Below are 21,945 nucleotides of genomic sequence, written 5' to 3' on the forward strand. Positions count from 1 at the left end.
CGCCCGTGCATGTGACGGTCAGCGCTCGTTGTCGGCGACGACGACCTCGGCGGTCTCGGCGGTGGTGACCGGGCCCGTGGTGAGGTCCGCCGCCGGGGCGTGCAGCCGGCCGCCGGTGGCGGCGAGCCAGCAGCCGGCGAGCACGATCGGGAACCCGACGAGCAGCCCGAGGGTGATCGGCTCGGCGAGCAGGGCGGTGCCGAGCAGGATCGCCACGATCGGGTTGATGTACGTGAACAGCGGCGCCCGCACCGGCCCGACCTCGCGGATCAGGGCGAAGAAGCCCACGAACGCGAGCGCGGTGCAGACGATCCCGAGCAGCGCCAGCGACACCGTGGACCGCAGCGTGGGGACGTCATGCTGGGTCAGCAGCGCGGCGGGCAGGTAGCCGATGCCGATGGCGAACAGGGCGAGGGTGATCGTGCCGATCGAGGGGACGTCGTGAAGCTTGTGCGCGATGATGAACGGCGCGATCGCGTACAGCAGCGCGGTGAGCAGGATCTCGCCGATCGCCAGCATGCTGCCGGCGCCCTGCGGGAACAGGCCGGGGCCGGCGACGACGATGACCACGCCGGCGAACCCGAGCACCAGCCCGCCCAGACGGACCGGGGCGAGCACCGTGCGGTCGCCGCGCAGCAGCGCGATGAGCACGGCGAACAGGGGCACGGTCGCGACCAGCAGCCCGGTCAGCCCGGACGGCAGACGGGTCTCGGCGTGGCTGAGCAGCAGGAACGGGCCGGCCATCTCGACGACGCCGAAGGCGAGCACCCACGGCCAGTGCCGCCACGCGGCGCGCAGGGCGCCGCTGCGGAGGGCGAAGGGCAGCAGGATGAGCGCGCCGAGCAGAGTGCGACCGGCGACGACGGCGGGCGGGCTGTAGGAGTGCACCGCCTCCTTGATGAACAGGTAGGTGGTGCCCCACACGAAGGACATGATCGCGAAGAGGATCCAGCCTTTGCGCGTGAATCCTGCGGTGTGCGCGGTCACAGCCGGCGCCGCCCCTCGAACGCGCGCCCGAGGGTGACCTCGTCGGCGTACTCCAGGTCGCCGCCGACGGGAAGGCCGGATGCCAGGCGGGAGACGGTGATCTGCATGCTCGTGAGCAGCCGGCTGAGGTAGCTCGCGGTGGCCTCCCCCTCGAGGTTCGGGTTGGTGGCGAGGATGACCTCCTGCACGGTGCCGTCGGCGAGGCGGCTCATCAGCTGCGCGACGCGCAGGTCGTCGGGGCCGACGCCGGCGATCGGGCTGATCGCGCCGCCGAGCACGTGGTACAGCCCACGGAACTCGCGGGTGCGCTCGATGGCGGCCACGTCCTTGGCGTCCTCGACCACGCAGATGAGCTCGGGATTGCGTCGCGGGTCGCGGCAGATGGCGCAGCGGTCCTGTTCGGACACGTTCCCGCACACCTCGCAGAATCGCACCCGGGCGCGCACCTCGGTGAGCAGCTCGGCGAGACGGGCGACGTCGAAGCTCGGCGTCTGCAGGATGTGGAACGCGATCCGCTGCGCCGACTTCGGTCCGATGCCGGGCAGCCGGCCGAACTCGTCGATGAGCTCCTGAACGATGCCGTCGTACATCAGCTGAACCTCGTCGGGGGCTCGAAGGGCTCCTCGCGCAGGAAGGTGGCGCCGAGCACCTGGCGGACCACGGCCTCGCCGTAGCGCTGCACGCCCTCGGGCGCCACGGAGCGGGCCGTCACGACCGGCGCGTTCGGCCCGGCCGGCCCGCGCCCGGGGACGGATGCCCGAGAGGCGGATGCCGGCGCGGATGCGGAGCCGGATGCCGGACCGGAGCCGGATGCCGGGCCGGACGGCGCAGCAGGGGCCGACGTCGACGCACGATGGGCCGACGCGCGATCGGGAGCCGACGCGGTCCGTCCCCCCGCCGGGATCACGGGCGCGCCAGCGCGTGCGGACGCACCGGGCCCGTCGAGATACGGATCGTACGGGGGCTCGTCGTCGTAGGGCGGGTGGTCGTCGTAGGGCGGCTCGTCATCGGGCAGCGGCGGCGGCTCCGGGTCGACCATGCCGTCCACCGCAGACGCGGGCGCGGAACGGGCGGCCTCGACCTCGGCCGGCTCCTCGTCGACGGGGAACTGCGGCTGCGGTGCTGTGATCGTCGCCGTGGGGATCGGCGCGACCGCCCACTCGGTCACCGGAGCCGACTGCGCGCGCGGGGCCTGTCGCGGAGCGGATGCCCGGGGGCCCGGCCGCTCCGGCTCCTGCATCGGGTTCGCCCAGCCGGCGGCCGGCGCGCTGTCGGACAGCGGAGCGCTCCCTGCCGCAGCGGGGCCGCTGGAGGGCTGCGAGCCGCGGGCGGGGGCGTCCGGACCGGCGGATGCGCGCGGGTCCGCGGTGCCGCGAGCCGTCCGGGGTGCCGGGCCGGACGACGGACCGCTCCCGCGGGACGCCGAGCCCGGGCCCGAAGCCGGGCCGGCGGACGTTCCTGCGCCCGGGGCCGGGGGCCCCGAGGATCCCGGATTCGCTCCGCCGGGCGGCATCGGCGCGGGCAGGTACTTCACGGTGACGCCGAGCTCCTGCTGGATGGCGGTGCGGAGGTGGTCGGAGGTGCCCTTGCCCGGCGTGGAGCCCTTGAATCGCGCCACGTCGCTCGGGCTGGTGAAGCCCAGTGTGAGCACGCTGCTGTCGGTGTCGTAGGCGAGCGGCTGCACGGCCGTGACGACGAGCCAGGATGCCCGGCTGATGCCCTCGAGACGGCGGAGGATGGCCGGCCAGGCGGCGGCGATGCGCTCGAAGGTCACCGGGCCGGAAGCGGCGGGTGCCGCATCCGTCTGCTCGGCCGCGCCGCCAGGAGCCGGCACCTGCGCGTCGGCAGCGCTCGCGCTGCCCGCTGGGCCCGCGGATGCCGGGCCCGCGCTGGACGGCGTCCCCACCGCCCCACCGGCCGCAGGAGCCCCACCGGCCGCAGGAGCCCCACCGGCCGCAGGAGCCCCACCGGCCGCAGGAGCGGCACCAACGGCGGAACCCGCGGCGTTCGCGGCGGCCTGCGCGGCACTGCCGGCGACGGACGGGGCCGCGACGGCATCCGCCGAGGCCCCCGAGAGCACTCGCGCGACCATCAGCTCCAGGTGCAGTCGCGGCGAGGTGGCGCCGGTCATGTCATCGAGTGCCTGGCTGACCAGGTCCGCGGTGCGCGACAGCCGCGCCGACCCGAAGGCCGCCGCCTGCTCCCGCATCCGCTGCAGCTCGTCCGCCGGGATGCCGCGCAGCACCGCCGAGGCGCCCTCGCCGACCGCGGCGATGACGATGAGGTCGCGCAGCCGCTCGAGCAGGTCGTCCACGAACCGGCGCGGGTCCTGCCCGGTCTGCACCACCCGGTCGACGGCCGGGAAGGCCGCTGCCGCGTCGCCCGCGGCGAGCGCGTCCACGATCTCGTCGAGCAGGGCGGCGTGCGTGTAGCCGAGGAGCGCGACCGCGCGCTCGTACCGCACCGACACCGCGCCGTCGCGGTCCTGATCCGAGCCGGCGATGAGCTGGTCCAGCAGCGACAGCGTGTCGCGCGGCGAACCGCCGCCGGCGCGCACCACGAGCGGAAGCACACCCGGCTCGACCTGCACCCCCTCCTCGGCGCACAGCTTCTCGACGTACTCGAGCATGGCCGCGGGCGGCACCAGCCGGAACGGGTAGTGGTGGGTGCGCGAGCGGATCGTGCCGAGCACCTTCTCCGGCTCGGTGGTCGCGAAGATGAACTTCACGTGCGCCGGCGGCTCCTCGACGAGCTTCAGCAGCGCGTTGAAGCCCTGCGGCGTGACCATGTGCGCCTCGTCGAGGATGAAGATCTTGTAGCGGTCGCGGCTGGGCGCGAAGGTGGCGCGCTCGCGCAGGTCGCGGGCATCGTCGACGCCGTTGTGGCTGGCCGCGTCGATCTCGACGACGTCCAGCGACCCGCCGCCGGAGCGCGACAGCTCCACGCAGCTCGGGCACACGCCGCACGGGGTGTCGGTGGGCCCCTCGGCGCAGTTCAGGCAGCGCGCCAGGATGCGGGCCGAGGTGGTCTTGCCGCACCCGCGCGGCCCGGAGAACAGGTAGGCGTGCCCGACCCGGTCGCTGCGCAGCGCGGTCATGAGCGGCTCGGTCACCTGGGACTGCCCGATCATCTCCGCGAAGGTCTCAGGCCGGTAGCGGCGGTAGAGGGCTGTGGTCACCCGTCCAGCCTACGGCGTGCCGCCGACACCGGACCCCGGGCATCCGCGCATCCCGCCCGGGCTTCCGCCGACCTGTTCCGCCCCGGCATCCGCCGAAGAGCGGGTTCCCGGCATCCGCCCGCGACGGATGCCGGGAACTCGCTAGTCCTCGATGGCGATGACCGGGATCGCCGAGGTCGTCACCGGGACCGTCGGCGACATCAGCGTGCCGTCTTCGCGGCGCGCCTCGGCGAACTTCTGCAGCGACGGGCGGCCGGGCCGCCGCGGGCCCTGCCCGGCGAGCGGGACCAGGGCGTCGCGCCCGACGCCCGCGCTGTGCGCGGCGCCGCGCACCGTGAACTCGACGTCGTCGCCGGAACGCACCTCGACGCGCAGCCGGTCGCGGGTGATCGTCACGAGCAGCTGCGAGCCGCGCCACTGCAGCGGGAAGGTCAGCTCCGGCCAGTCCTGGGGCAGGCGCGGATCGAAGCTGAGCCGGCCGCCGTGGTCGCGCATGCCGCCGAACCCGCAGGCGAGCGCGGCCCAGACGCCGCCCGCCGAGGCGACGTGCACCCCGTCCGCGGCGTTGTGGTGCAGGTCGCCGAGGTCGACGAAGAGCGCCTGCTCGAAGTACTCCCGCGCCAGGTCCTGGTAGCCGACCTCGGCCGCCATGATCGACTGCACCACCGCGGACAGCGTGGAGTCGCCGGTGGTCAGCGGGTCGTAGTACTCGAAGTCGGCGAGCTTCTCCTCGGCCGTGAAGTGGTCGCCCTGCAGGAACAGCGCGAGCACGACGTCCGCCTGCTTCAGCACCTGGAAGCGGTAGATGACCAGCGGGTGGAAGTGCAGCAGCAGCGGCCGCTGCTCCGGCGGGGTGTTCGCCAGGTCCCACACCTCGCGCTCCAGGAACAGCGAGTCCTGCGGGTGGATGCCGAGGTTCTCGCTGAACGGGATGTGCATGGCCTCCGCGGCGCGCGCCCACGCCTGCGGCTCGCCGGCGTCGAGTCCGGTGCGCTCGACCAGGGCGGCGTAGGCGGCCGGATGCTCCTGCGCGATCTCCTGCACCACCTGCGCGGCGTAGCCGAGGTTGAAGCGGGCCATCACGTTGGTGAACAGGTTGTCGTTCACGACCGTGGTGTACTCGTCCGGCCCGGTCACGCCGTGGATGTGGAAGGTCGCCGAGCCGTGGTGACCGGCCGCGGCCGGCAGCGTCCCGGCCGCCGGGTCGCGCCAGAAGCCGAGCGTCGCCCACAGCCGCGCGGTCTCGACGAGGATGTCGGCCCCCTCGCGGAGCAGGAAGTCGCGGTCGCCGGTGGCCTCGACGTACTTGCCGACCGCGAAGGAGATGTCGGCGTTGATGTGGTACTGCGCGGTGCCGGCGGCGTAGTAGGCGGACGCCTCCTCGCCGTTGATCGTGCGCCACGGGAACAGCGCCCCCGCCTCGTTCAGCTGCGCGGCGCGACGGCGCGCGGCCGGCAGCATCAGGGCACGCGCGCGCAGGGCGTTCCGCGCCCACTGCGGGGAGGTGTAGGTGAGGAACGGGAGCACGTAGATCTCGGTGTCCCAGAAATAGTGGCCGCTGTATCCGGAGCCGGTGAGGCCCTTCGCGGGCACGCCGGCGCCGTCGGCGCGCGCCGAGGCCTGCGCGAGCTGGAACAGGCACCAGCGGATCGCCTGCTGCAGGTCGTCGCGTCCGCCGATGCGCACGTCGCTGCGATCCCAGAACGCGGTCAGCCATTCCGCCTGACGGCGGAACTGGGTGTCCACACCCTCCACCGCGGCCCGGTCGAGCGTGCGCCGGCAGCGGTCCACGAGCTCGCGGGGCGGGACGCCGCGGGAGGTGTGGTAGCTCACCAGCTTGGTGATCCGCACCGGGACGCCGGCCTTCGCCTGCACGCGGAACACGTTCTTCGCGATGTCGGGCTCGACCAGCGAGCGGGCGCTGTAGTCGTTGTCGGTCTCGATGATGTGGTCGGCGACCACCGCGACCGTCATGCCCGAATCGGTGACCCGGTACGACAGCGCGGAGCGCAGCCCGTCCTGCCAGTACTCGGCGGGCTGCAGCACCCGCTCGGTGATCTTCTCCGCCTTGCGCGGGTCGAACGTCGCGGTCTTCCCCGCCGTGGACCGCGCCGCGGCCGGCGTGCCGGCGTAGATGCTGCCGCCGTCCTGGCGGTTCAGCAGCTGGCAGCTGATCGTGACCGGGGCGTCGGCGTTCTCCACCTCGACCTCGAGGCGCAGCACCGCCAGATGCCGCTCCTCGAAGCTCACCATCCGCTCGTCACGGATGCGCACCCGCTTCCCGGACGGGGTCTCCCACACCAGCGAGCGCTCCAGCACGCCGCGGCGCATGTCCAGCACCCGGGAGTACTCGCGCACGTCCGCCTCGTCGAAGGACAGCGGCTCGTCGTCGACGTAGACGCGCATGATCTTGGCATCCGGCGCGTTCACGATGGTCTGGCCCACCTCGGCGAACCCGTACGCCTGCTCGGCGTGCCGGATCGGCCAGGTCTCGTGCAGGCCGTTGATGAACGTGCCGTGCTCGTGCGCGCCGCGGCCCTCCACGTGGTTGCCGCGCAGGCCGAGGTAGCCGTTGCCGACCGAGAACAGGGTCTCGGACACGCCGTGCTGGTCGTAGCGCGTCTCGATGAGGCGCCACGGGTCGACGGGGTAGAGGCCGCGGTCGATCATGCGTTCTCCGAGGGGGTCGGAAGGAGTCGGGCAAGGTCATCGACGATACCGGTTGCGCCGGCCGCGCGGAGCGCATCCGCGCCGGCCCCGCGGTCGACGCCGATCACGACGCCGAAGCCGGCCGCCGCGGCGGACGCGACGCCCGAGACGGCGTCCTCCACCGCCACGGCGTCCGCGGGCGCGACGCCGAGCGCCGCGGCGCCCTCGCGGAACATGTCCGGCGCCGGCTTGGAGGCGAGGCTGTCGCGCTCGGCGACCGCGCCGTCGACGACGGCGGTGAAGAAGTCGCGGATGCCGGCGGAGGCGAGCACCTCCTCGGCGTTCTTCGAGCTGGAGACGACGCCCATCGGCACGCCCTCCTCACGGAGCAGCTCGATCAGCGCCAGCGATCCGGGGAACGGCGCGATGCCGCCGCTGCGCAGCGCCGCGGCGAAGGCGGCGTTCTTGCGGTTGCCGATGCCGCACACCGTCTCCGCCTCGGGCGGATCGTCGACCTCGCCCCAGGGGATCTCGACGTTGCGGCTGTGCAGCAGGCTCGCCACGCCGTCGTAGCGCTTCTTGCCGTCGACGTAGGCGAAGTAGTCGTCGTCGGTGTACGGGGGCTCGATCCCCCAGCGGTCGAACACCTCGTCGAACACCTGCTTCCAGGCGCGCATGTGCACCTCGGCGGTGGGGGTGAGCACGCCGTCGAGGTCGAAGAGGACCGCTGCGGCGCGGCGCAGGTCGGGCAAGTCGGACACGGAGGCTCCTGGGGGCGGCGGGCTGGTCGGTTGGCCGTTACCCAGCGTAGTGACGCCGGTGCCCGCATGCGCCGCGAATCCCGCATCCGCCCCTCCCCGGCATCCGCTCCTCCCGGGCATCCACGCCCCGGCATCCGCCGGAAATCCCGGACCGGATGCCGCAGGCGCGGCGTGTCGAACCGGCGACACGCCGGAGGTGTGACGATCGGACTGGGTTTTCCGTCGCCCACCGGGCCCGCGCACCCACCCGCCCGCCGCGGTCAGATCGCGCTGAGCGTCTGCCGTGCGATCTCGAGCTCCTCGTCGGTGGGTACGACGAGGACGGCGACCGCGGAGTCGTCGGCGGAGATGAGACGGATGCCCCGGGCCCGCTCGGCGTTCCGGTCCGGGTCGACCCGCACGCCGAGGAAGCCGAGCGTGGCGAGGGCATCCGCGCGCACCGGCGCCGCGTTCTCGCCCACGCCCGCGGTGAACGAGATCACGTCCACTCCCCCGAGCTGGGCGATGTACGCCCCGGCGTAGGCGCGCAGCCGGTGGATGTACACGTCGTAGGCGAGGGTGGCCGCCTCGTCGCCCGCCTCCCGGCCGGCGAGGATGTCGCGCATGTCGCTGCGGCCGGCAAGGCCCCGCAGCCCGCTGCGCTTGTTCAGCAGGTCGTCGAGATCGTCCACGCCGAGACCGGCGCGGCGGGCGAGGTGCAGCAGAGCCGCGGGATCGATGTCGCCCGAGCGGGTGCCCATCACCAGGCCCTCGAGCGGTGTCAGGCCCATCGACGTCTCCACCGAGCGCCCGCCGTCGACGGCGGTGACGGATGCCCCGTTGCCGAGGTGGAACACGATCTGCTTCAGCGCGCCGAGGTCGCGGCCGAGGAAGGCCGCGGCGGCTTCGCTGACGTACTTGTGGCTGGTGCCGTGGAACCCGTAGCGGCGCACCCGGTGCTCCCGCGCGAGAGCCTCGTCGATGGCGTACGTGTACGCCGGGGCGGGCAGGGTCTGATGGAAGGCGGTGTCGAAGACCGCGACGTGGGGCACGTCGCCGAAGACCGCCTTCGCCGCGCGGATGCCGGCGAGATTGGCCGGGTTGTGCAGCGGCGCGAGCACGCTGAGCTCGCCGATCTGCCGCTCCACGTCGTCGGTGATCGGGGTGGGCGCGAAGAAGCGGGCGCCGCCGTGCACGACCCGGTGCCCGACCGCGACCGGCGGGCGGTCCTCCAGCGCGGGGCCGTGCGCCGCGAACATCGCCAGCATCGCGGCGAAGGCCTCGTCGTGGTCGGCGATCGGCCGCTCCTCGGTCCGCGTGGCCCTCAGCATCGCCGGCGCGGGCTCCCCGGGCCCGGCGCTCTGGTGCACGGTGTGGGTGACGGCCCCCTCAGCCTGGCCGATCCGCTCGACGAGCCCGTCCGCGAGCTCGGTCTCGCTGTCCATGTCGATCAGGCTGTACTTCAGCGACGACGAGCCGCTGTTGATCACCAGGACGACGCTCACCGGTCCTCCCCCGGGGTCGTCGCGTCGGCGCCCGCCGGTGCGCCCGCGGCCTGCGCCTGGATGGCGGTGATCGCGACGGTGTTCACGATGTCGTCGACGAGGGCGCCTCGGGAGAGGTCGTTGATCGGCTTGTTCAGGCCCTGCAGCACCGGGCCGATCGCCACCGCGCCGGCCGAGCGCTGCACGGCCTTGTAGGTGTTGTTGCCGGTGTTGAGATCCGGGAAGACGAACACGGTGGCGCGGCCGGCCACCGCCGACCCGGGCAGCTTCGCCTTCGCCACCGCGGCGTCGGCTGCCGCGTCGTACTGGATCGGCCCCTCCACCAGCAGCTCCGGCGCCCGCTCGCGCACGAGCGCGGTCGCCTCGCGCACCTTGTCGACGTCGGCCCCGGAGCCGGACTCGCCGGTCGAGTAGGAGAGCATCGCGACCCGCGGCTCGATGCCGAACTGCCGCGCGGTCGCCGCCGAGGAGATCGCGATGTCGGCGAGCTGCACGCTGGTGGGGTCGGGGATGACGGCGCAGTCGCCGTAGACGAGCACCCGATCGGCGAGCGCCATCAGGAAGACGCTGGAGACGACGTCCACGCCCGGACGCGTCTTGATCACCTCGAACGCGGGCCGGATGGTGTGCGCGGTGGTGTGCGCGGCGCCGGAGACCATTCCGTCGGCGAGGCCGAGATGCACCATCATCGTGCCGAAGTAGGACACGTCGGTGACGGTGTCCGCCGCCTGCTGCAGGGTGACGCCCTTGTGCGCCCGCAGCCGGGCGTACTCGGCCGCGAACCGCTCCACAAGCTCCGGGTCGGTCGGGCTCACCACGCGCGCCGCGGACAGGTCGAGGCCGAGGGCCGCGGCACGGGCGCGGATGTCCTTCTCGGCGCCGACGAGGGTGAGGTCGGCGACGTCGCGCGCGAGCAGGATCGCGGCGGCGCGCAGGATGCGGTCGTCGTCGCCCTCCGGCAGCACGATGTGCCGCCGGTCGGCCCGCGCCCGCTCGATCAGGCCGTACTGGAACATCAGCGGCGTGACCACGCGGGACTCGGCGAGCCCGAGCTCGATGGTCAGCTCGGTGAGGTCCACATGGCGCTGGAACAGCGACAGCGCGCGCTGGTAGCGCGGGCCGGATTCGGCGGTGAGCCGGCCGCGCGTGCTCATGATCCGCACCGCGGTGTCGTAGGTGCCGAGGTCGGTGGCGACGATGGGGATCTGCACGGAGAACCCGTCCAGCAGCCGCTCGATCGGCTCGGGGAGCGGGAACGGGCCGTTCAGCACGATCCCGGCGAGCGACGGGAAGGTGCCAGAGGAGGAGGCGAGCAGGGTGGCCAGCAGCACCTCGGTGCGGTCGGCGGGGATCACCACGACGGCGCCCTCGGTCAGCCGCGGCAGCACGTTCACCATCGACATGCCGGCGATCACGACCGCGTACGCCTCGCGTTCGAGCAGGTCGGCGTCGCCGCGCACGACGCGGCCGTCGACGGCGGCGAGGATGCCCCGCATGGACGGGGCGACGAGGGTGCGGTCCTCCGGGATCGCCCACACCGGTGTCCGGCCCACCGGGCCGTCCTGCAGCTCGTCCACGATCTCGCGGAGCCGGTCCGGGTCGGCGCGGTTGACGACGACGGCGAACAGCTCGGCGCGCTCGGCGGCGAGCTCGGCGGATGCCAGAGCCGCGATGTGACCGACCTCGGCGGGGGTCCGCGCGGTGGTGGTGCCCAGCTGCTCGGCCTGCCGCTGCTGGTCGCGGCCGGAGAGCACGAGCATCACCGGGGCGCCGAGGTTCGCGGCGATGCGGGCGTTGTAGCCGAGCTCGGCGGGACTGGCCACATCCGTGTAGTCGCTGCCGATCACGACCACCGCGTCGCACTGGGCCTCCACGGCCTTGAACCGGGCGACGATCGTCGCCAGCGCGTGCTCCGCGTCCTCCCGCACGTCGTCGTACGTCACGCCGACGCAGTCCTCGTAGTCCAGGTGCACGCCGTCGTGCGCGAGCAGCAGCTCGAGCACGTAGTCGCGCTCGCCGGCCGAGCGCGCGATCGGGCGGAACACGCCGACGCGCGGCGAGACCCGCATCAGGGCGTCGAGCACGCCCAGCGCGATCGTCGACTTGCCGGTGTGCCCCTCGGCCGAGGTGATGTAGATGCTCCGCGCCACGGCCCCAGCCTAGGTGGGGGCGGCGCGGCCCCGCATCCCTCCGCCTCGCCCCGCCGCTAGCTGTACCCGGCCATGAGGTTGGTCCCCTCGTTGGGATTGTGAATGGGGAGGACCTCCGGGCTTAGTGGAGATATCTGACGTCTTCACGAAGCACACGGAGGTCCCATGGCCCACGCTAACGCCCGTCTGACCGTTCATGGCAGGCGGTTGATCATTGAACGTGCCCGAGCCGGCTGGAAGCAGGCGCACATCGCCGCGGCGATGGGAGTCTCACGTCGTTGCGTGAAGCGCTGGATCGAGCGTTACCGCGCCGAGGGCGAGGCTGGGCTGGTCGACCGTTCCTCGCGTCCGCACACCAGCCCGACGCGTACGAGTCCCGGGCGCGAGGAGGCAGTGCTCGAGCTGCGCCAGAGGGAACGCATCGGGCGTGAGGAGATCGCCGCGCGACTGGGCATGTCGGCTCGGACGGTCTCGCGCATCCTCGCCCGTCACGGCGTCCCGCCGCTGCGGGCACTGGATCCGATCACGGGGGAGGTGATCCGCGCGTCGAAGACCACCGCGGTCCGTTACGAGCGGGACCGGGCCGGCGAGCTGGTCCACATGGACGTGAAGAAGCTCGGCAAGATCCCCGACGGCGGCGGCTGGAAAGCACACGGCCGCGCCAGCGGATCCATCCTGCGAGACCGGAACACGAAGGTCGGGTACGACTATGTCCACTCACTCGTCGACGATCACTCCCGGCTCGCGTACTCGGAGGTCCTGCCCGACGAGAAGGGAGCCACCTGCGCGGCGTTCCTGGAACGCGCGATCGCCTACTTTGCCGCCCACGGCATCCCCCGCATCGAGCGGCTCATCACCGACAACGCCTGGGCCTACAGGTTCTCGCTGCGCGAGGTCTGCGCCGCGCACGGGATCCGGCAGAAGTTCATCAAGCCGCACTGCCCCTGGCAGAACGGCAAGGTCGAACGCTTCAACCGCACCCTGCAGACCGAATGGGCCTACCGGCACGTCTTCCTCACCAACACAGACCGCACCGCAGCGCTTGCACCCTGGCTCGAGCACTACAACACTGGACGGCGCCACTCAGCCCTCGGAGGCCACCCGCCGATCACCCGACTGGCACCAACGTGATGACCCGGTACAGCTAGCGCGTCGTCGCCGGGCACGGCCCGGACAGGGCGTCGACGACGGCGGCGGCATCCGCCTCGAACCGGGCGTAGTGCTCGGGGTCGCTGTTGACCTGCACCCGGTGGATGGCGTGCGACGGCTCCATCTGCTGCCAGCCGTCCAGCCGTGCCAGGCGGGTGTAGAAGAGGGCGGCCGCGGTGGCCGGGTCCAGGCGCGCCTCGCGGCTGCCCCACCAGTCCTGCTGCTGGAACAGGCCGATGCTGGAGGTGGGGGTGCCGTCCGGGTTGGTGACGCCCGAGGTCTCCCAGTCGCCGTAGGCGATGTTGCGCAGCGAACTCTCCCCCATCGCCGTCATCACCCCGATGATCTGGCCGTCCCGGGCGAAGCCCAGCTCGCGCGCCGTGCGCACGATGGTCGCGGCGTTCTCCAGCTGCTCGCCGTTCCAGCCGGCCACGCCGGCCGCCGGGTAGGCCTGCGGCTCGTCCAGGCAGAACGGCTCCGGACGGGAGGAGGTCACCAGACCAAGGATCAGCAGCAGCACGGACGCCGCGGCGCCGACGGCCGCGGTGATCGCCGCGACCCGCATCCGGCGCCGGCGGCGTGCCACCGTCGCGCGCCGCCGCTGCGCGGTCGAGCGCCGCCGCTGACGGGCGGCGGGTGTCCTGCGCCGCTGTGCGGCTGCCGCAGACCTGCTCACGTCCCGATCCTGACAGCGCGGCCCCGGAGGAGCCTGGAAAAGAGAAGACCCTCCGCGCACCCGACAGAGCCCGGTTACCCTTGCTACGTTTCCGTCCTGGGGGAATTGGCCTGGATGCCGTCACGCGGAGAGCCGTCGTCCAGTCTACCCGACGCCGGGACCGGGGTCCTCCCCGGAGGGTACGATCGGGTACACGCACCGTCGCGCCAGCGAGAGGCATCGCATGCATCAGACCGCATCCTCGACGTCACCGTCGCTCTCCGCCGAGCAGTTCGCCGAGCAGACCTCCCGCATCATCGCATCCGTCTCGTCGGTGATCGACGGCAAGCCCGAGGCGGTGCGCAGCGCGCTGGTGTGCCTGCTCGCCGAGGGGCACCTGCTCATCGAGGACGTGCCCGGCGTGGGGAAGACCATGCTCGCCCGCGCCCTGGCCGCGAGCATCGACGCCACGGTGCGGCGCATCCAGTTCACCCCCGACCTGCTGCCCGGGGACGTCACCGGGGTCGCCGTGTTCAACCCGGTCGACCGCGAGTTCGAGTTCAAGCGCGGCGCCGTGTTCGCGCACATCGTGATCGCCGACGAGATCAACCGCGCCTCGCCGAAGACCCAGTCGGCGCTGCTGGAGGCGATGGAGGAGCACCAGGTCACCGTCGACGGCACCTCGCACCCGCTGCCCGCGCCGTTCCTCGTCGTCGCCACCCAGAACCCGCTCGAGATGGAGGGCACCTACCCGCTGCCGGAGGCGCAGCGCGACCGCTTCATGATGCGGATCTCGATGGGGTACCCGGATGCCGCCGCGGAGGCGCTGATGATCCGGCAGCGCGAGCGGGTGAATCCGCTCGCCGCGGTCACGGCGGTGACGGATGCCCGGGCCGTGCAGCAGCTGATCGCCTGGGCGCGCGGGGTGCACGTCGCCGAGTCGCTCGAGGAGTACGCCGTGGCGCTGGCGCAGGCCACCCGCATGGACCCGAACCTGCACCTCGGGGCGAGCCCGCGCGCCACGCTGCAGCTGGTCCGCGCGGCGAAGGTGTGGGCGGCGCTGGACGGCAGGGACTTCGTCATCCCGGACGACCTGACCGACCTGCTGATCCCCGTCTTCGCGCACCGGCTGCTGCCGGCCCGCGGGGTGCACCGCGCAGGGGCGCAGCCGGTGGAGGCCGCGCTGAACCAGATCGTCGCCCGGGTGCCGGTGCCGCTCGCCGCCGGCCGGCTCTGAGCCATGTCCCCCCGTCGGCGCCGGACGCTCACCGCTCGCGGTGCCGGGTGCCTGGCGCTCGGCGTCCTGCTGGTGATCGCCGGCGGCGTGGCCGCCGCCCCCGCGCTGCAGTACGTCGGCGCGCTGCTGGTGCTGCTGACCGTGATCGCCGTGCTGGCGGTGCGGCTGCCGCGCCGGCGCGGCACGGTGACGCGGGTGATCGCGACCGACCTGGTCGCCGTGGGCGAGGCGTCCCGCGTGTCGGTGCGCTTCGACCTGGTGGCCCCCGGCATCCCGCGCGGCGTCTGGCGGGACGTGCTTCCGGACGCGGTCAGCGGCACGGCATCCGGGGAGTACCCGGACGGCAGCCGCGTGCTGCGCTACGAGATCACCGGGGTGCGCCGCGGCATCTCCACGCTGGGGCCGCTGATCCTGCGGACGGTGGACCCGTTCGGGCTCGCCCAGCGGGAGCAGGTGTTCGGCGACACCCGCACCATCACCGTGGTGCCCCAGGTGTCGGCGCTCGCCCCGCTGCCGACGCGGGTGGGTGCCGCGGGCGGCACCGCGCAGACCCGGTCGAGCCGGCTCGGGCAGGGCAGCGACGACCTCATCCCGCGGCGGTACGTGTCCGGCGACTCGATGCGCCGCATCCACTGGCGCGCCACCGCGCACCGCGGCGATCTCATGGTCCGGCAGGAGGAGGAGGAGTCCAGCCCGGACGCGATGGTCGTGCTCGACCGCTCGGCGGCGCGCTGGCCTCGCGCCGGGGAGGAGCCGGATCCCGGCTTCGAGGCGGCCGTGTCGCTGTGCGCCTCCGCCGCCCTGCGCTTCATGCAGGACGGGTACAGCGTGGACGTGCTGGATTCCTCCGGCACGCTGCTCGGGGCGCTGCGCGGGCACGAGGACGACCGGGACGGGCTGCTCGTCGCCCTGGCCGCCCTCGCTCCGCGCGGCGAGGCGCGCGACATCCGCTCCCTGGTGGGCGGGACGGCGCCGGGGCCGCTGGTGATGATCACGGGACGGCTGTCGGAGGAGGACGCCGGGCACCTGAGCACGGCCGGGGCGGCGGCGCCGATGCTGTTCGCCAGCGCACCGGAGGCCGGTGCGCTGGCGGCGGCGTCCCATCGCGGCTGGCGCACCGCGCACCTGCGCACCGGGGACGACCTCGCCGAGGTGTGGGCCGACGCCCTGCCGGAGTTCGGGAGCGCGCGTGTTTGAGCGGAGCAGGATGCCGGAGGGTCCGCCGCGGCCGGCGGGGGCGGCTGTCGCTGCGGAGGAGACGCACGCGGTGCGACGGCGGGCCGTGTCGGGCGCCGCGCTCGGCGCCGCGGCCACGCTGGTGCCGATGTGGCCGTACACCGGGGTGATCACGCCCGGACGGTGGACGTTCGTGGTCGTCGTGCTCGTCGCCGTCATCGCCCTCACCGGTCTGGCCGCGCGCAGCGCCGCCGCGCGCCTGCGCCGCGGGACCCGCGAGCTGATCGCCCTGTGCGCCCAGCTCGCCGCGGCGGGGATGATCGGCACGGCGCTGCTGGCGCCGGAGGGCGCCGGGTTCGGCCTCATCCCGACCTCGGCGACGGTGCGCGTGCACGGCATCCGGATCCAGCAGGCGCTCGACGAGATCGTGAACGGATCCGCGCCGCTGGCGGCATCCGTCCCCCTCGCCACCCTGCTCGGACTCTCCTTCGCCGTGGTCGCGGTGCTCGTGGACCACCTCGTGGCGCAGCGGCTGGCGCTCCTGGCGGTGCTGCTGACCACGGTGGTCGGGGCGATGCCGATGCTGGTCACCTTCGGCGGCGTCAACATCGCCTGGTTCCTGCTGCACGCCGTGCTGGTGCTCCTGCTGCTGCGCACCGCGGCCCGCGGCGATCGCGACTCGCCCCGCGAGGCGTCCTTCGCGGTGGCGATGACGGTGGGCGCGGCGTCGGTCGCCGGCGCCCTGATCGTGGCGCCCGGGCTGCCGGCGGCGGAGACTCTGCCCGGTGCGGGTGCGGCGCTGACCGTCGATGCCAACCTGCGGCTGGGCGACGACCTGCGCCGGCCTCGGGAGACCGAGGTGCTCACGGTGGTCACCACCGGCACAGCCGCGCCGTACCTGCGGATGGCGACGCTCTCGCGGTTCGACGGTGAGGTGTGGCGCCCCGACCGCAGCAGGCTGCAGCCGCTGTCGGACGGGTTCGGCGGGGCGGACTGGACGGAGGAGATCGCGACCACGCAGGAGCGGACCTCCATCCGGGTGCTCGGGATGTCGAGCAGCCGGCTGCCGGTGCCGTACGCCGCCGAGGAGGTGTTCGGCGTGGCGAGCGGGTGGAGCGCCATGCCGCTGAACCGGACGGTGATCAGCCGCGGCCGCGACGCCGCCGGCAGCGACTACACCGTGGAGGCGACCGTCGTGACGCCCACCCTGGAGCAGATCCAGGCCGCGGAGGCGACCGCGGCTCCGGTCGACCTGCAGCCCGCCGCGGACCTGCCGCCGGTCATCGCGGAGACCGCGCGCGAGGTGACGGCCGGGGCGCAGAACGACTACGACCGGCTCATCGCGCTGCAGGACTGGTTCCGGTCCGCGTTCAGCTACTCCCTCGAGGCGCCGGTGGAGGAGGGCTTCGATGGCACGGGCGTGGAGGCGGTGGAGCGCTTCCTGCAGGAGCGCACCGGGTACTGCATCCACTTCGCCGGGGCGTTCGCGCTGATGGCGCAGACCATGGACATGCCGGTGCGGATCGTGGTCGGCTACCTGCCCGGAAACCCCACCGATCAGCAGCGCGGGGACGACACGGTGTACTCGGTCACCAGCGACCAGCTGCACGCCTGGCCCGAGGTGTTCTTCTCCGGGATCGGGTGGGTGCCCTTCGAGCCGACGGCGACGCTCGGCGTGCCCACGGCGTTCGCCCCGGCGAGCACGACCGGCGGAACCGGGGGCACCCCGGACGAGCCGGGACAGGAGCAGGGCCCGACGACCGCGCCGACCACGGGACCGACCGCGGGTCAGGATCCGCGGGCGGACGAGGCCGGCGGCGGTGACGCGCTGCGCACGGTCGACCCGAGGCCGGTGACGTACACGGTGCTCGGCGTGCTCGCGGTCGTGCTGCTGCCCGCCGCGGTGCGCGCGGTGCGCCGTCTGGTGCGGTTCGGCAGGGCGCGGGCGGGCGATGCGCTGGCCGCGTGGCGCGAGCTCACCGACACGCTGGTCGATCTCGGCCTTCCGGCCACCGACGCGCAGACCGTGCGGATGCGCGCCGCCGAGCTGGTGGAGGAGAGAGGGGTGGATGCCGCGGCGATCGCCCGGCTGGTGGACGCGCTGGAGCAGGCGGGGTATGCGCGCAATCCCCGGGATGCCGGCGATCTGGCCGCTCCGCTGCGGACGGTGCTGCGGCGCCTGGGCGGCGTGCTCGGGCCGGTGGCGCGGATCAGGGCGCTGATGATGCCGCGGTCGCTGCTGCCGAGGATCCGGTCCCGATCAGACGGCGCGCGCGTCTGAGCGCTCGGCGGGCGGGGCGGACTGCTCGCGGCGCGCCGCGGGGTGCGCCTCCGCGTGTTCGGCGCACGCCACGGCGTCGCAGTCCTCGCACACCACGGACTGCCGGCGGCAGGAGGCATCAGGGCAGTTCGCGGTGCGGCTGGTCGCCGCGCCGCATCCGCTGCACTCGCCGATGACGGCCGCGTGATCGGAGAAGGCGATCGCGCCGCGCCCGTCGAAGACGTACAGCGAGCCCTCCCAGAGGCCGTCGTCGCCGAAGGTCTCGCCGTAGCGGACGATGCCGCCGTCGAGCTGGTACACCTCGCCGAAGCCGCGCGCCGTCATCAGGCTGGAGAGCACCTCGCAGCGGATGCCGCCGGTGCAGTACGTCACCACCGGCTTGTCCTTGAGGTCGTCGTACGCTCCGGAGTCGAGCAGCCGCACGAAGTCGCGGGTGGTCTCGGTGTCGGGGACGACGGCGCCGCGGAAGCGCCCGATCTGCGCCTCGAGCGCATTGCGGCCGTCGAAGAACACGACCTCCTCGCCGCGTTCGGCGACGAGCTCGTGCAGCGCCTCGGGGGTGAGGCGGATGCCGCCGCCGACGACGCCGTGCTCATCGACGCGCAGCTCGCCCGGCGCTCCGAACGACACGATCTCGTCGCGCACCTTCACGCTCAGCTTCGGGAAGTCGAGGCTGAGACCGTCCTCGTCGAGCCCGGTGCCCTCGCTCCACTTGATGTCGGCGTTCTTGAAGGCGGGGTACTCGCGGAAGCGTCGCACCCACTTCTTCACGTTCGGCAGGTCACCGCCCAGGGTGCCGTTGATGCCGTGCGACGAGATCAGGATGCGGCCGCGGAGCTTCAGCGCCTCACACAGATCGCGCTGCCAGAGCCGGAGCGCCTCGGGGTCGGCGAGCGGCGCGAACGCGTAGAACAGGACGATCTTCGGGGTGGGCACCAGGAGATTCTAGGCGCCCGTCCTCCCGGTCCCTCCCGGCCGCCGCGCGCCCTCCACAGCTCGCACCGGCGCAGCCGGAGCGAGACGAACGCCCCCGGTCGTTGAGCGCCCTTCGACAGGCTCAGGAACCGCACCGGCGCAGCCGGAGCGAGACGAAACGCCCTCGGCGGATCGGGACGCCACAGCCCCCAGTTGTTCCCCCTCCCCCGGTCGTTGAGCGCCCTTCGACAGGCTCAGGAACCGCACCGGCGCAGCCGGAGCGAGACGAAACGCCCTCGCCGATCGGATAGGATGGTCAGGTTGTTCCCCAGGTGACGTGTCCGAGCGGCCGAAGGAGCACGCTTGGAAAGCGTGTGTTGTGCAAGCAACCGAGGGTTCGAATCCCTCCGTCACCGCCGACTGTCCGAAGGCCTCCGCGTAGCGGGGGCCTTCGGACATTTATCGAGGTTGTGGGATTCGAACCAGCGGCGCGCAGCGCCGCCGCGTGACCCGCGGGGCGTCAGTCCTCGAATCGGATGCCGTAGCTGAGCGTCCCCGGCGGGGACGCCAGCGGCACCATGCCGAGCCGCTCGTAGAAGGCCCTGGCACCGGTGTTCTCGGGGCTGAGTCCCAGATGCAGCCCGGGAACGCCCCGGCGGCGCAGCTCGGTGAACAGCGTGTCCATCAGCGCCCGTCCGAGACCCTGCCCCTGGGTCTCCGGGAGCAGGTCGATGTGCAGGTGCGCGGGGTACTCGGCGGTGTTCGGCTCGCGGCCGGGCGCGCGGCCCGCCGCGTACCTGATGATGCCGTCCTGCCGGGTGGGCTCGGCCTGGCCGGACAGCGGGTACCGCTCGGCATGCGTCGGCCACCACTCGTCCCGGAACCACTGCTCGAAGGCGTCCGTGTCATCCGTGGCGACGATGTAGCCGATCACACGGCCGTCCTCCGCCTCGACCACCCAAGCCAGATCCGGATGCCGTTCGGCGTAGGGCACCGCGAACACGTCGCCCCACAACCGGTCATCGGTGAACATCCCGGTCGCGTCCCCGCCGGCATCCGCGGTGCGCACGCACACCTCGTAGAGCGCATCGCAGTCTTCGGGGCGGTACGGACGGATGCGCGGCGCGGCGGTCTCCTCGGGATCCGGCCCGGACGGAACGGCCGGCGCGGACGGCCCGGACGGCGCCGACGGCCCGGACGGCTCAGACGGCCCGGACGGCCCGGACGGCGCCGACGGCCCGGACGGGTCAGACGGCGCCGCGGACGGAGCATCCGTCCATCCCAGCGAAGCCCACGAGGACGCTGCCGCGACGACGATCAGCGCCGCGCCGACGCCGACGAGGATTCCGCCCACCGTGTCGGTCAGCCAGTGCACGCTCAGCACGGTGCGCGACAGCGCCATCAGCACCGTCCACAGGATGCCGAGAACCGCGACCCAGATCCGCGGGAACACCGCCCACAGCACGACCGCGATCGTCGCGGCGTTCGCCGCATGCCCGGACGGGAAGGAACCGAAGTCGGAGGCCACGAGCATGTCGTCGGGACGCGCCCTGCGGAACACCCCCTTGATCAGCTGCACCATCGCGGCGCTCACCGCGAACGCGAAGAACGCGAACAGCGCCGACCGCCACCGCTGCAGCAGCACCAGCAGGCCTGCGATGAGCATCGGCACGAGGATCGTCGCGATCCATCCGCCGCCGGTCTTGTTCATCACGTGTGCGAAGGCAAGCATCCACGGCTGCCGGACCTCCGCCATGAACGAGTTCCACGCGACGTCGAACGACGCCGTCGCCTCGCCCGGCAGCACCACGACGAGTATGCCGAGCAGGCAGGCCGCCGTGATCAGCCCGGTTCCGGTCGTCAGCGCCGCGCGTCGAGTGATCGTCCGATGTGCGGTCATCGTCCCATTCTGCCCAAGCCGCTCGAGAGGCGTCGGAGCGACGTCAGGGTGCCAGCATCCCGACCGACCGCGGGCGCACCACGAGCCACAGCGAGAGGATGCCGACCACGGCGCATCCGACCATGACCGACGCCATCGTGGTCGCCGTGATCCCGGCATCCGCCGAGATCAACCCGACCACCGGCGAGATGATCGCCGCCACGCCGAAGTTCGCCGCCCCGAGGATCGACGCCGCGGTGCCGGCGGCCTTGCCGTGCCGGTCGAGGGCGAGCACCTGCACGCAGGGGAAGCTGAACCCGCAGGCCGTCATGAAGAACCACAGCGGGATGACCGTGCCCCAGAAGCCGAGCCCGAGCACATCGAACGCGACGATCGCCGCGCCGGAGACGAGCTGCATCGCCGTCGAGAACGCCAGGACCCACTGCGGCCCGAAGCGCGTCGCCAGCCGGGAGGACACCTGCACGCCGCCGACGACGCCGAGCGAGTTCACCGCGAACAGCAGCCCGTACGCCTGCGGGTCGAGGCCGTGCGTCTGCTGGAACAGGAACGGCGACGCGGACAGGTACGAGAACAGGCCGGAGAAGGTCATCCCGCCGATCACCAGCACCCCGAGGTACACGCGATCGGTGAGCACGCTGCGGTACCGCTGCAGCACGGTCGTCGCCCCGCGCTCGTGACGACGCTCCCGCGGCAGGGTCTCCGGGATGAGCAGCACCGCCGAGACGAGCATGACCGCTCCGTAGCCGGCGAGCACGCCGAAGATGCCTCGCCACGGCATCACCGTGAGCAGCGCCGATCCGATGAGCGGCGCCACCACCGGCGCCACTCCCGACACCAGTGCCAGGCGCGACAGCATCACGACGAGACGCTGCCCGCCGAAGAGGTCGCGTACGATCGCCATCGCCACGACGCCGCCGGCCGCCGCGCCGATGCCCATCAGCACCCGTGCGATGCCGAGCAGCATGAGATCGGGGGCGAACGCCGCGGCGAGGCTGGAGAGCACATGCAGCGCGGTGACCACGATCAGCGGGATGCGGCGGCCGAGCTTGTCGCTGAGGGGCCCCACCACGAGCTGGCCGATCGCGAAGCCGATCATCGTGCCGGTCAGCGTCAGCTGGATCATGGCCGCCGAGGTGGCGAAGTCCTGCTCCAGCTGCGGGAACGCCGGCAGGTACAGGTCGATCGTGAACGGGCCCAGCGCGGTTAGCGCTCCGAGCAGCAGGATGTACGCCGTGCGCCGGCCGCACGGGATCGCGTCGCCCGGATGCAGGACGACCGGTGCGGTCGCCGGATTCCTGCCGAGCGTGCGGATCGCCCCGGTCGGCGGCGTGGCGCGGATGGTGTCGGTGATGGCGCGGATGCTGCCGGTCGGCGTGCGGGAGTGCTCAGTGGGCGTGTCGGAACTCTCGGTGGGCGTGCGGAT

At 73.0% G+C, this 21,945-nt stretch carries 15 protein-coding genes, 1 tRNA gene and 1 other RNA gene; 5 read left to right on the top strand and 12 right to left on the bottom strand.

The genetic code is table 11. The annotated features are described in order from the left end of the window. Nucleotides 1-18 precede the first annotated feature (18 nt). The 7 genes from JSY13_RS09985 to pta all read right to left on the bottom strand — a co-directional run bounded on the left by JSY13_RS09985 (nt 19) and on the right by pta (nt 11,209). Nucleotides 19-987: a DMT family transporter gene (locus JSY13_RS09985; protein ID WP_259606530.1), complete on the bottom strand. Its 969-nt coding sequence runs from the start codon at nt 985-987 to the stop codon at nt 19-21. Next, complete coding sequence (recR, locus tag JSY13_RS09990) at nt 984-1,577, bottom strand: recombination mediator RecR (protein ID WP_259606531.1); 594 nt, start codon at nt 1,575-1,577, stop codon at nt 984-986. Before recR ends, JSY13_RS09985 begins: the two co-directional genes overlap by 4 nt. Then, nucleotides 1,577-4,165: a DNA polymerase III subunit gamma and tau gene (locus JSY13_RS09995; protein WP_259606532.1), complete on the bottom strand. Its 2,589-nt coding sequence runs from the start codon at nt 4,163-4,165 to the stop codon at nt 1,577-1,579. Before JSY13_RS09995 ends, recR begins: the two co-directional genes overlap by 1 nt. Before the next feature lie 141 nt (nt 4,166-4,306). Further along, nucleotides 4,307-6,835: a glycoside hydrolase family 65 protein gene (locus tag JSY13_RS10000; RefSeq protein WP_259606533.1), complete on the bottom strand. Its 2,529-nt coding sequence runs from the start codon at nt 6,833-6,835 to the stop codon at nt 4,307-4,309. After that, a complete protein-coding gene (locus JSY13_RS10005; RefSeq protein ID WP_259606534.1) occupies nt 6,832-7,575 on the bottom strand; it encodes an HAD family hydrolase in 744 nt (247 codons plus the stop codon). Before JSY13_RS10005 ends, JSY13_RS10000 begins: the two co-directional genes overlap by 4 nt. Before the next feature lie 260 nt (nt 7,576-7,835). Then, nucleotides 7,836-9,059 (bottom strand): acetate kinase, encoded by a 1,224-nt coding sequence (locus tag JSY13_RS10010; protein WP_259606535.1) that lies wholly within the window; start codon nt 9,057-9,059, stop codon nt 7,836-7,838. Further along, the gene (pta, locus tag JSY13_RS10015) at nt 9,056-11,209 is read right to left on the bottom strand and encodes a phosphate acetyltransferase (protein ID WP_259606536.1); all 2,154 of its coding nucleotides are present in this window, start codon (nt 11,207-11,209) and stop codon (nt 9,056-9,058) included. Before pta ends, JSY13_RS10010 begins: the two co-directional genes overlap by 4 nt. Before the next feature lie 165 nt (nt 11,210-11,374). Between pta and JSY13_RS10020 the strand changes: the two genes are divergently transcribed. Further along, nucleotides 11,375-12,340, top strand: a complete 966-nt coding sequence (locus tag JSY13_RS10020) for an IS481 family transposase (RefSeq protein ID WP_259606537.1) — start codon at nt 11,375-11,377, stop codon at nt 12,338-12,340. A 13-nt stretch (nt 12,341-12,353) separates the two neighbouring features. Here JSY13_RS10020 and JSY13_RS10025 read toward each other — a convergent pair whose 3' ends face one another. Together JSY13_RS10025 and ffs are read right to left on the bottom strand one after the other, a co-directional pair. Further along, nucleotides 12,354-13,034: a type 1 periplasmic-binding domain-containing protein gene (locus JSY13_RS10025; protein ID WP_259606538.1), complete on the bottom strand. Its 681-nt coding sequence runs from the start codon at nt 13,032-13,034 to the stop codon at nt 12,354-12,356. 40 nt (nt 13,035-13,074) lie between these two features. Further along, nucleotides 13,075-13,171, bottom strand: an RNA gene (ffs, locus tag JSY13_RS10030) — signal recognition particle sRNA small type. Nucleotides 13,172-13,257: 86 nt separating this feature from the next. On the opposite strand from ffs, the gene JSY13_RS10035 reads away from it, so the two are divergent. The 3 genes from JSY13_RS10035 (at nt 13,258) to JSY13_RS10045 (ending at nt 17,707) form a co-directional block, all read left to right on the top strand. Further along, nucleotides 13,258-14,250 (top strand): AAA family ATPase, encoded by a 993-nt coding sequence (locus tag JSY13_RS10035; RefSeq protein ID WP_259606539.1) that lies wholly within the window; start codon nt 13,258-13,260, stop codon nt 14,248-14,250. Between the two features lie 3 nt (nt 14,251-14,253). Beyond that, complete coding sequence (locus tag JSY13_RS10040) at nt 14,254-15,447, top strand: DUF58 domain-containing protein (RefSeq protein WP_259606540.1); 1,194 nt, start codon at nt 14,254-14,256, stop codon at nt 15,445-15,447. 70 nt (nt 15,448-15,517) lie between these two features. Next, nucleotides 15,518-17,707 (top strand): transglutaminase TgpA family protein, encoded by a 2,190-nt coding sequence (locus tag JSY13_RS10045; RefSeq protein WP_259606541.1) that lies wholly within the window; start codon nt 15,518-15,520, stop codon nt 17,705-17,707. Here JSY13_RS10045 and trhO read toward each other — a convergent pair. Beyond that, nucleotides 17,687-18,643 (bottom strand): oxygen-dependent tRNA uridine(34) hydroxylase TrhO, encoded by a 957-nt coding sequence (gene trhO, locus JSY13_RS10050; protein WP_259606542.1) that lies wholly within the window; start codon nt 18,641-18,643, stop codon nt 17,687-17,689. The genes JSY13_RS10045 and trhO overlap by 21 nt on opposite strands. A 310-nt stretch (nt 18,644-18,953) precedes the next feature. On the opposite strand from trhO, the gene JSY13_RS10055 reads away from it, so the two are divergent. Then, nucleotides 18,954-19,038: transfer RNA gene (locus tag JSY13_RS10055), tRNA-Ser, on the top strand. Between the two features lie 104 nt (nt 19,039-19,142). Here the strand turns inward: JSY13_RS10055 and JSY13_RS12580 are convergent. Then, nucleotides 19,143-20,522, bottom strand: a complete 1,380-nt coding sequence (locus JSY13_RS12580; RefSeq protein WP_336297684.1) for a GNAT family N-acetyltransferase — start codon at nt 20,520-20,522, stop codon at nt 19,143-19,145. Nucleotides 20,523-20,565: 43 nt separating this feature from the next. Next, the gene (locus JSY13_RS10070) at nt 20,566-21,882 is read right to left on the bottom strand and encodes a multidrug effflux MFS transporter (protein WP_432806453.1); all 1,317 of its coding nucleotides are present in this window, start codon (nt 21,880-21,882) and stop codon (nt 20,566-20,568) included. Nucleotides 21,883-21,945 lie beyond the last annotated feature (63 nt).

The organism is Microbacterium neungamense (assembly GCF_024971095.1).
Lineage (GTDB): Bacteria > Actinomycetota > Actinomycetes > Actinomycetales > Microbacteriaceae > Microbacterium > Microbacterium neungamense.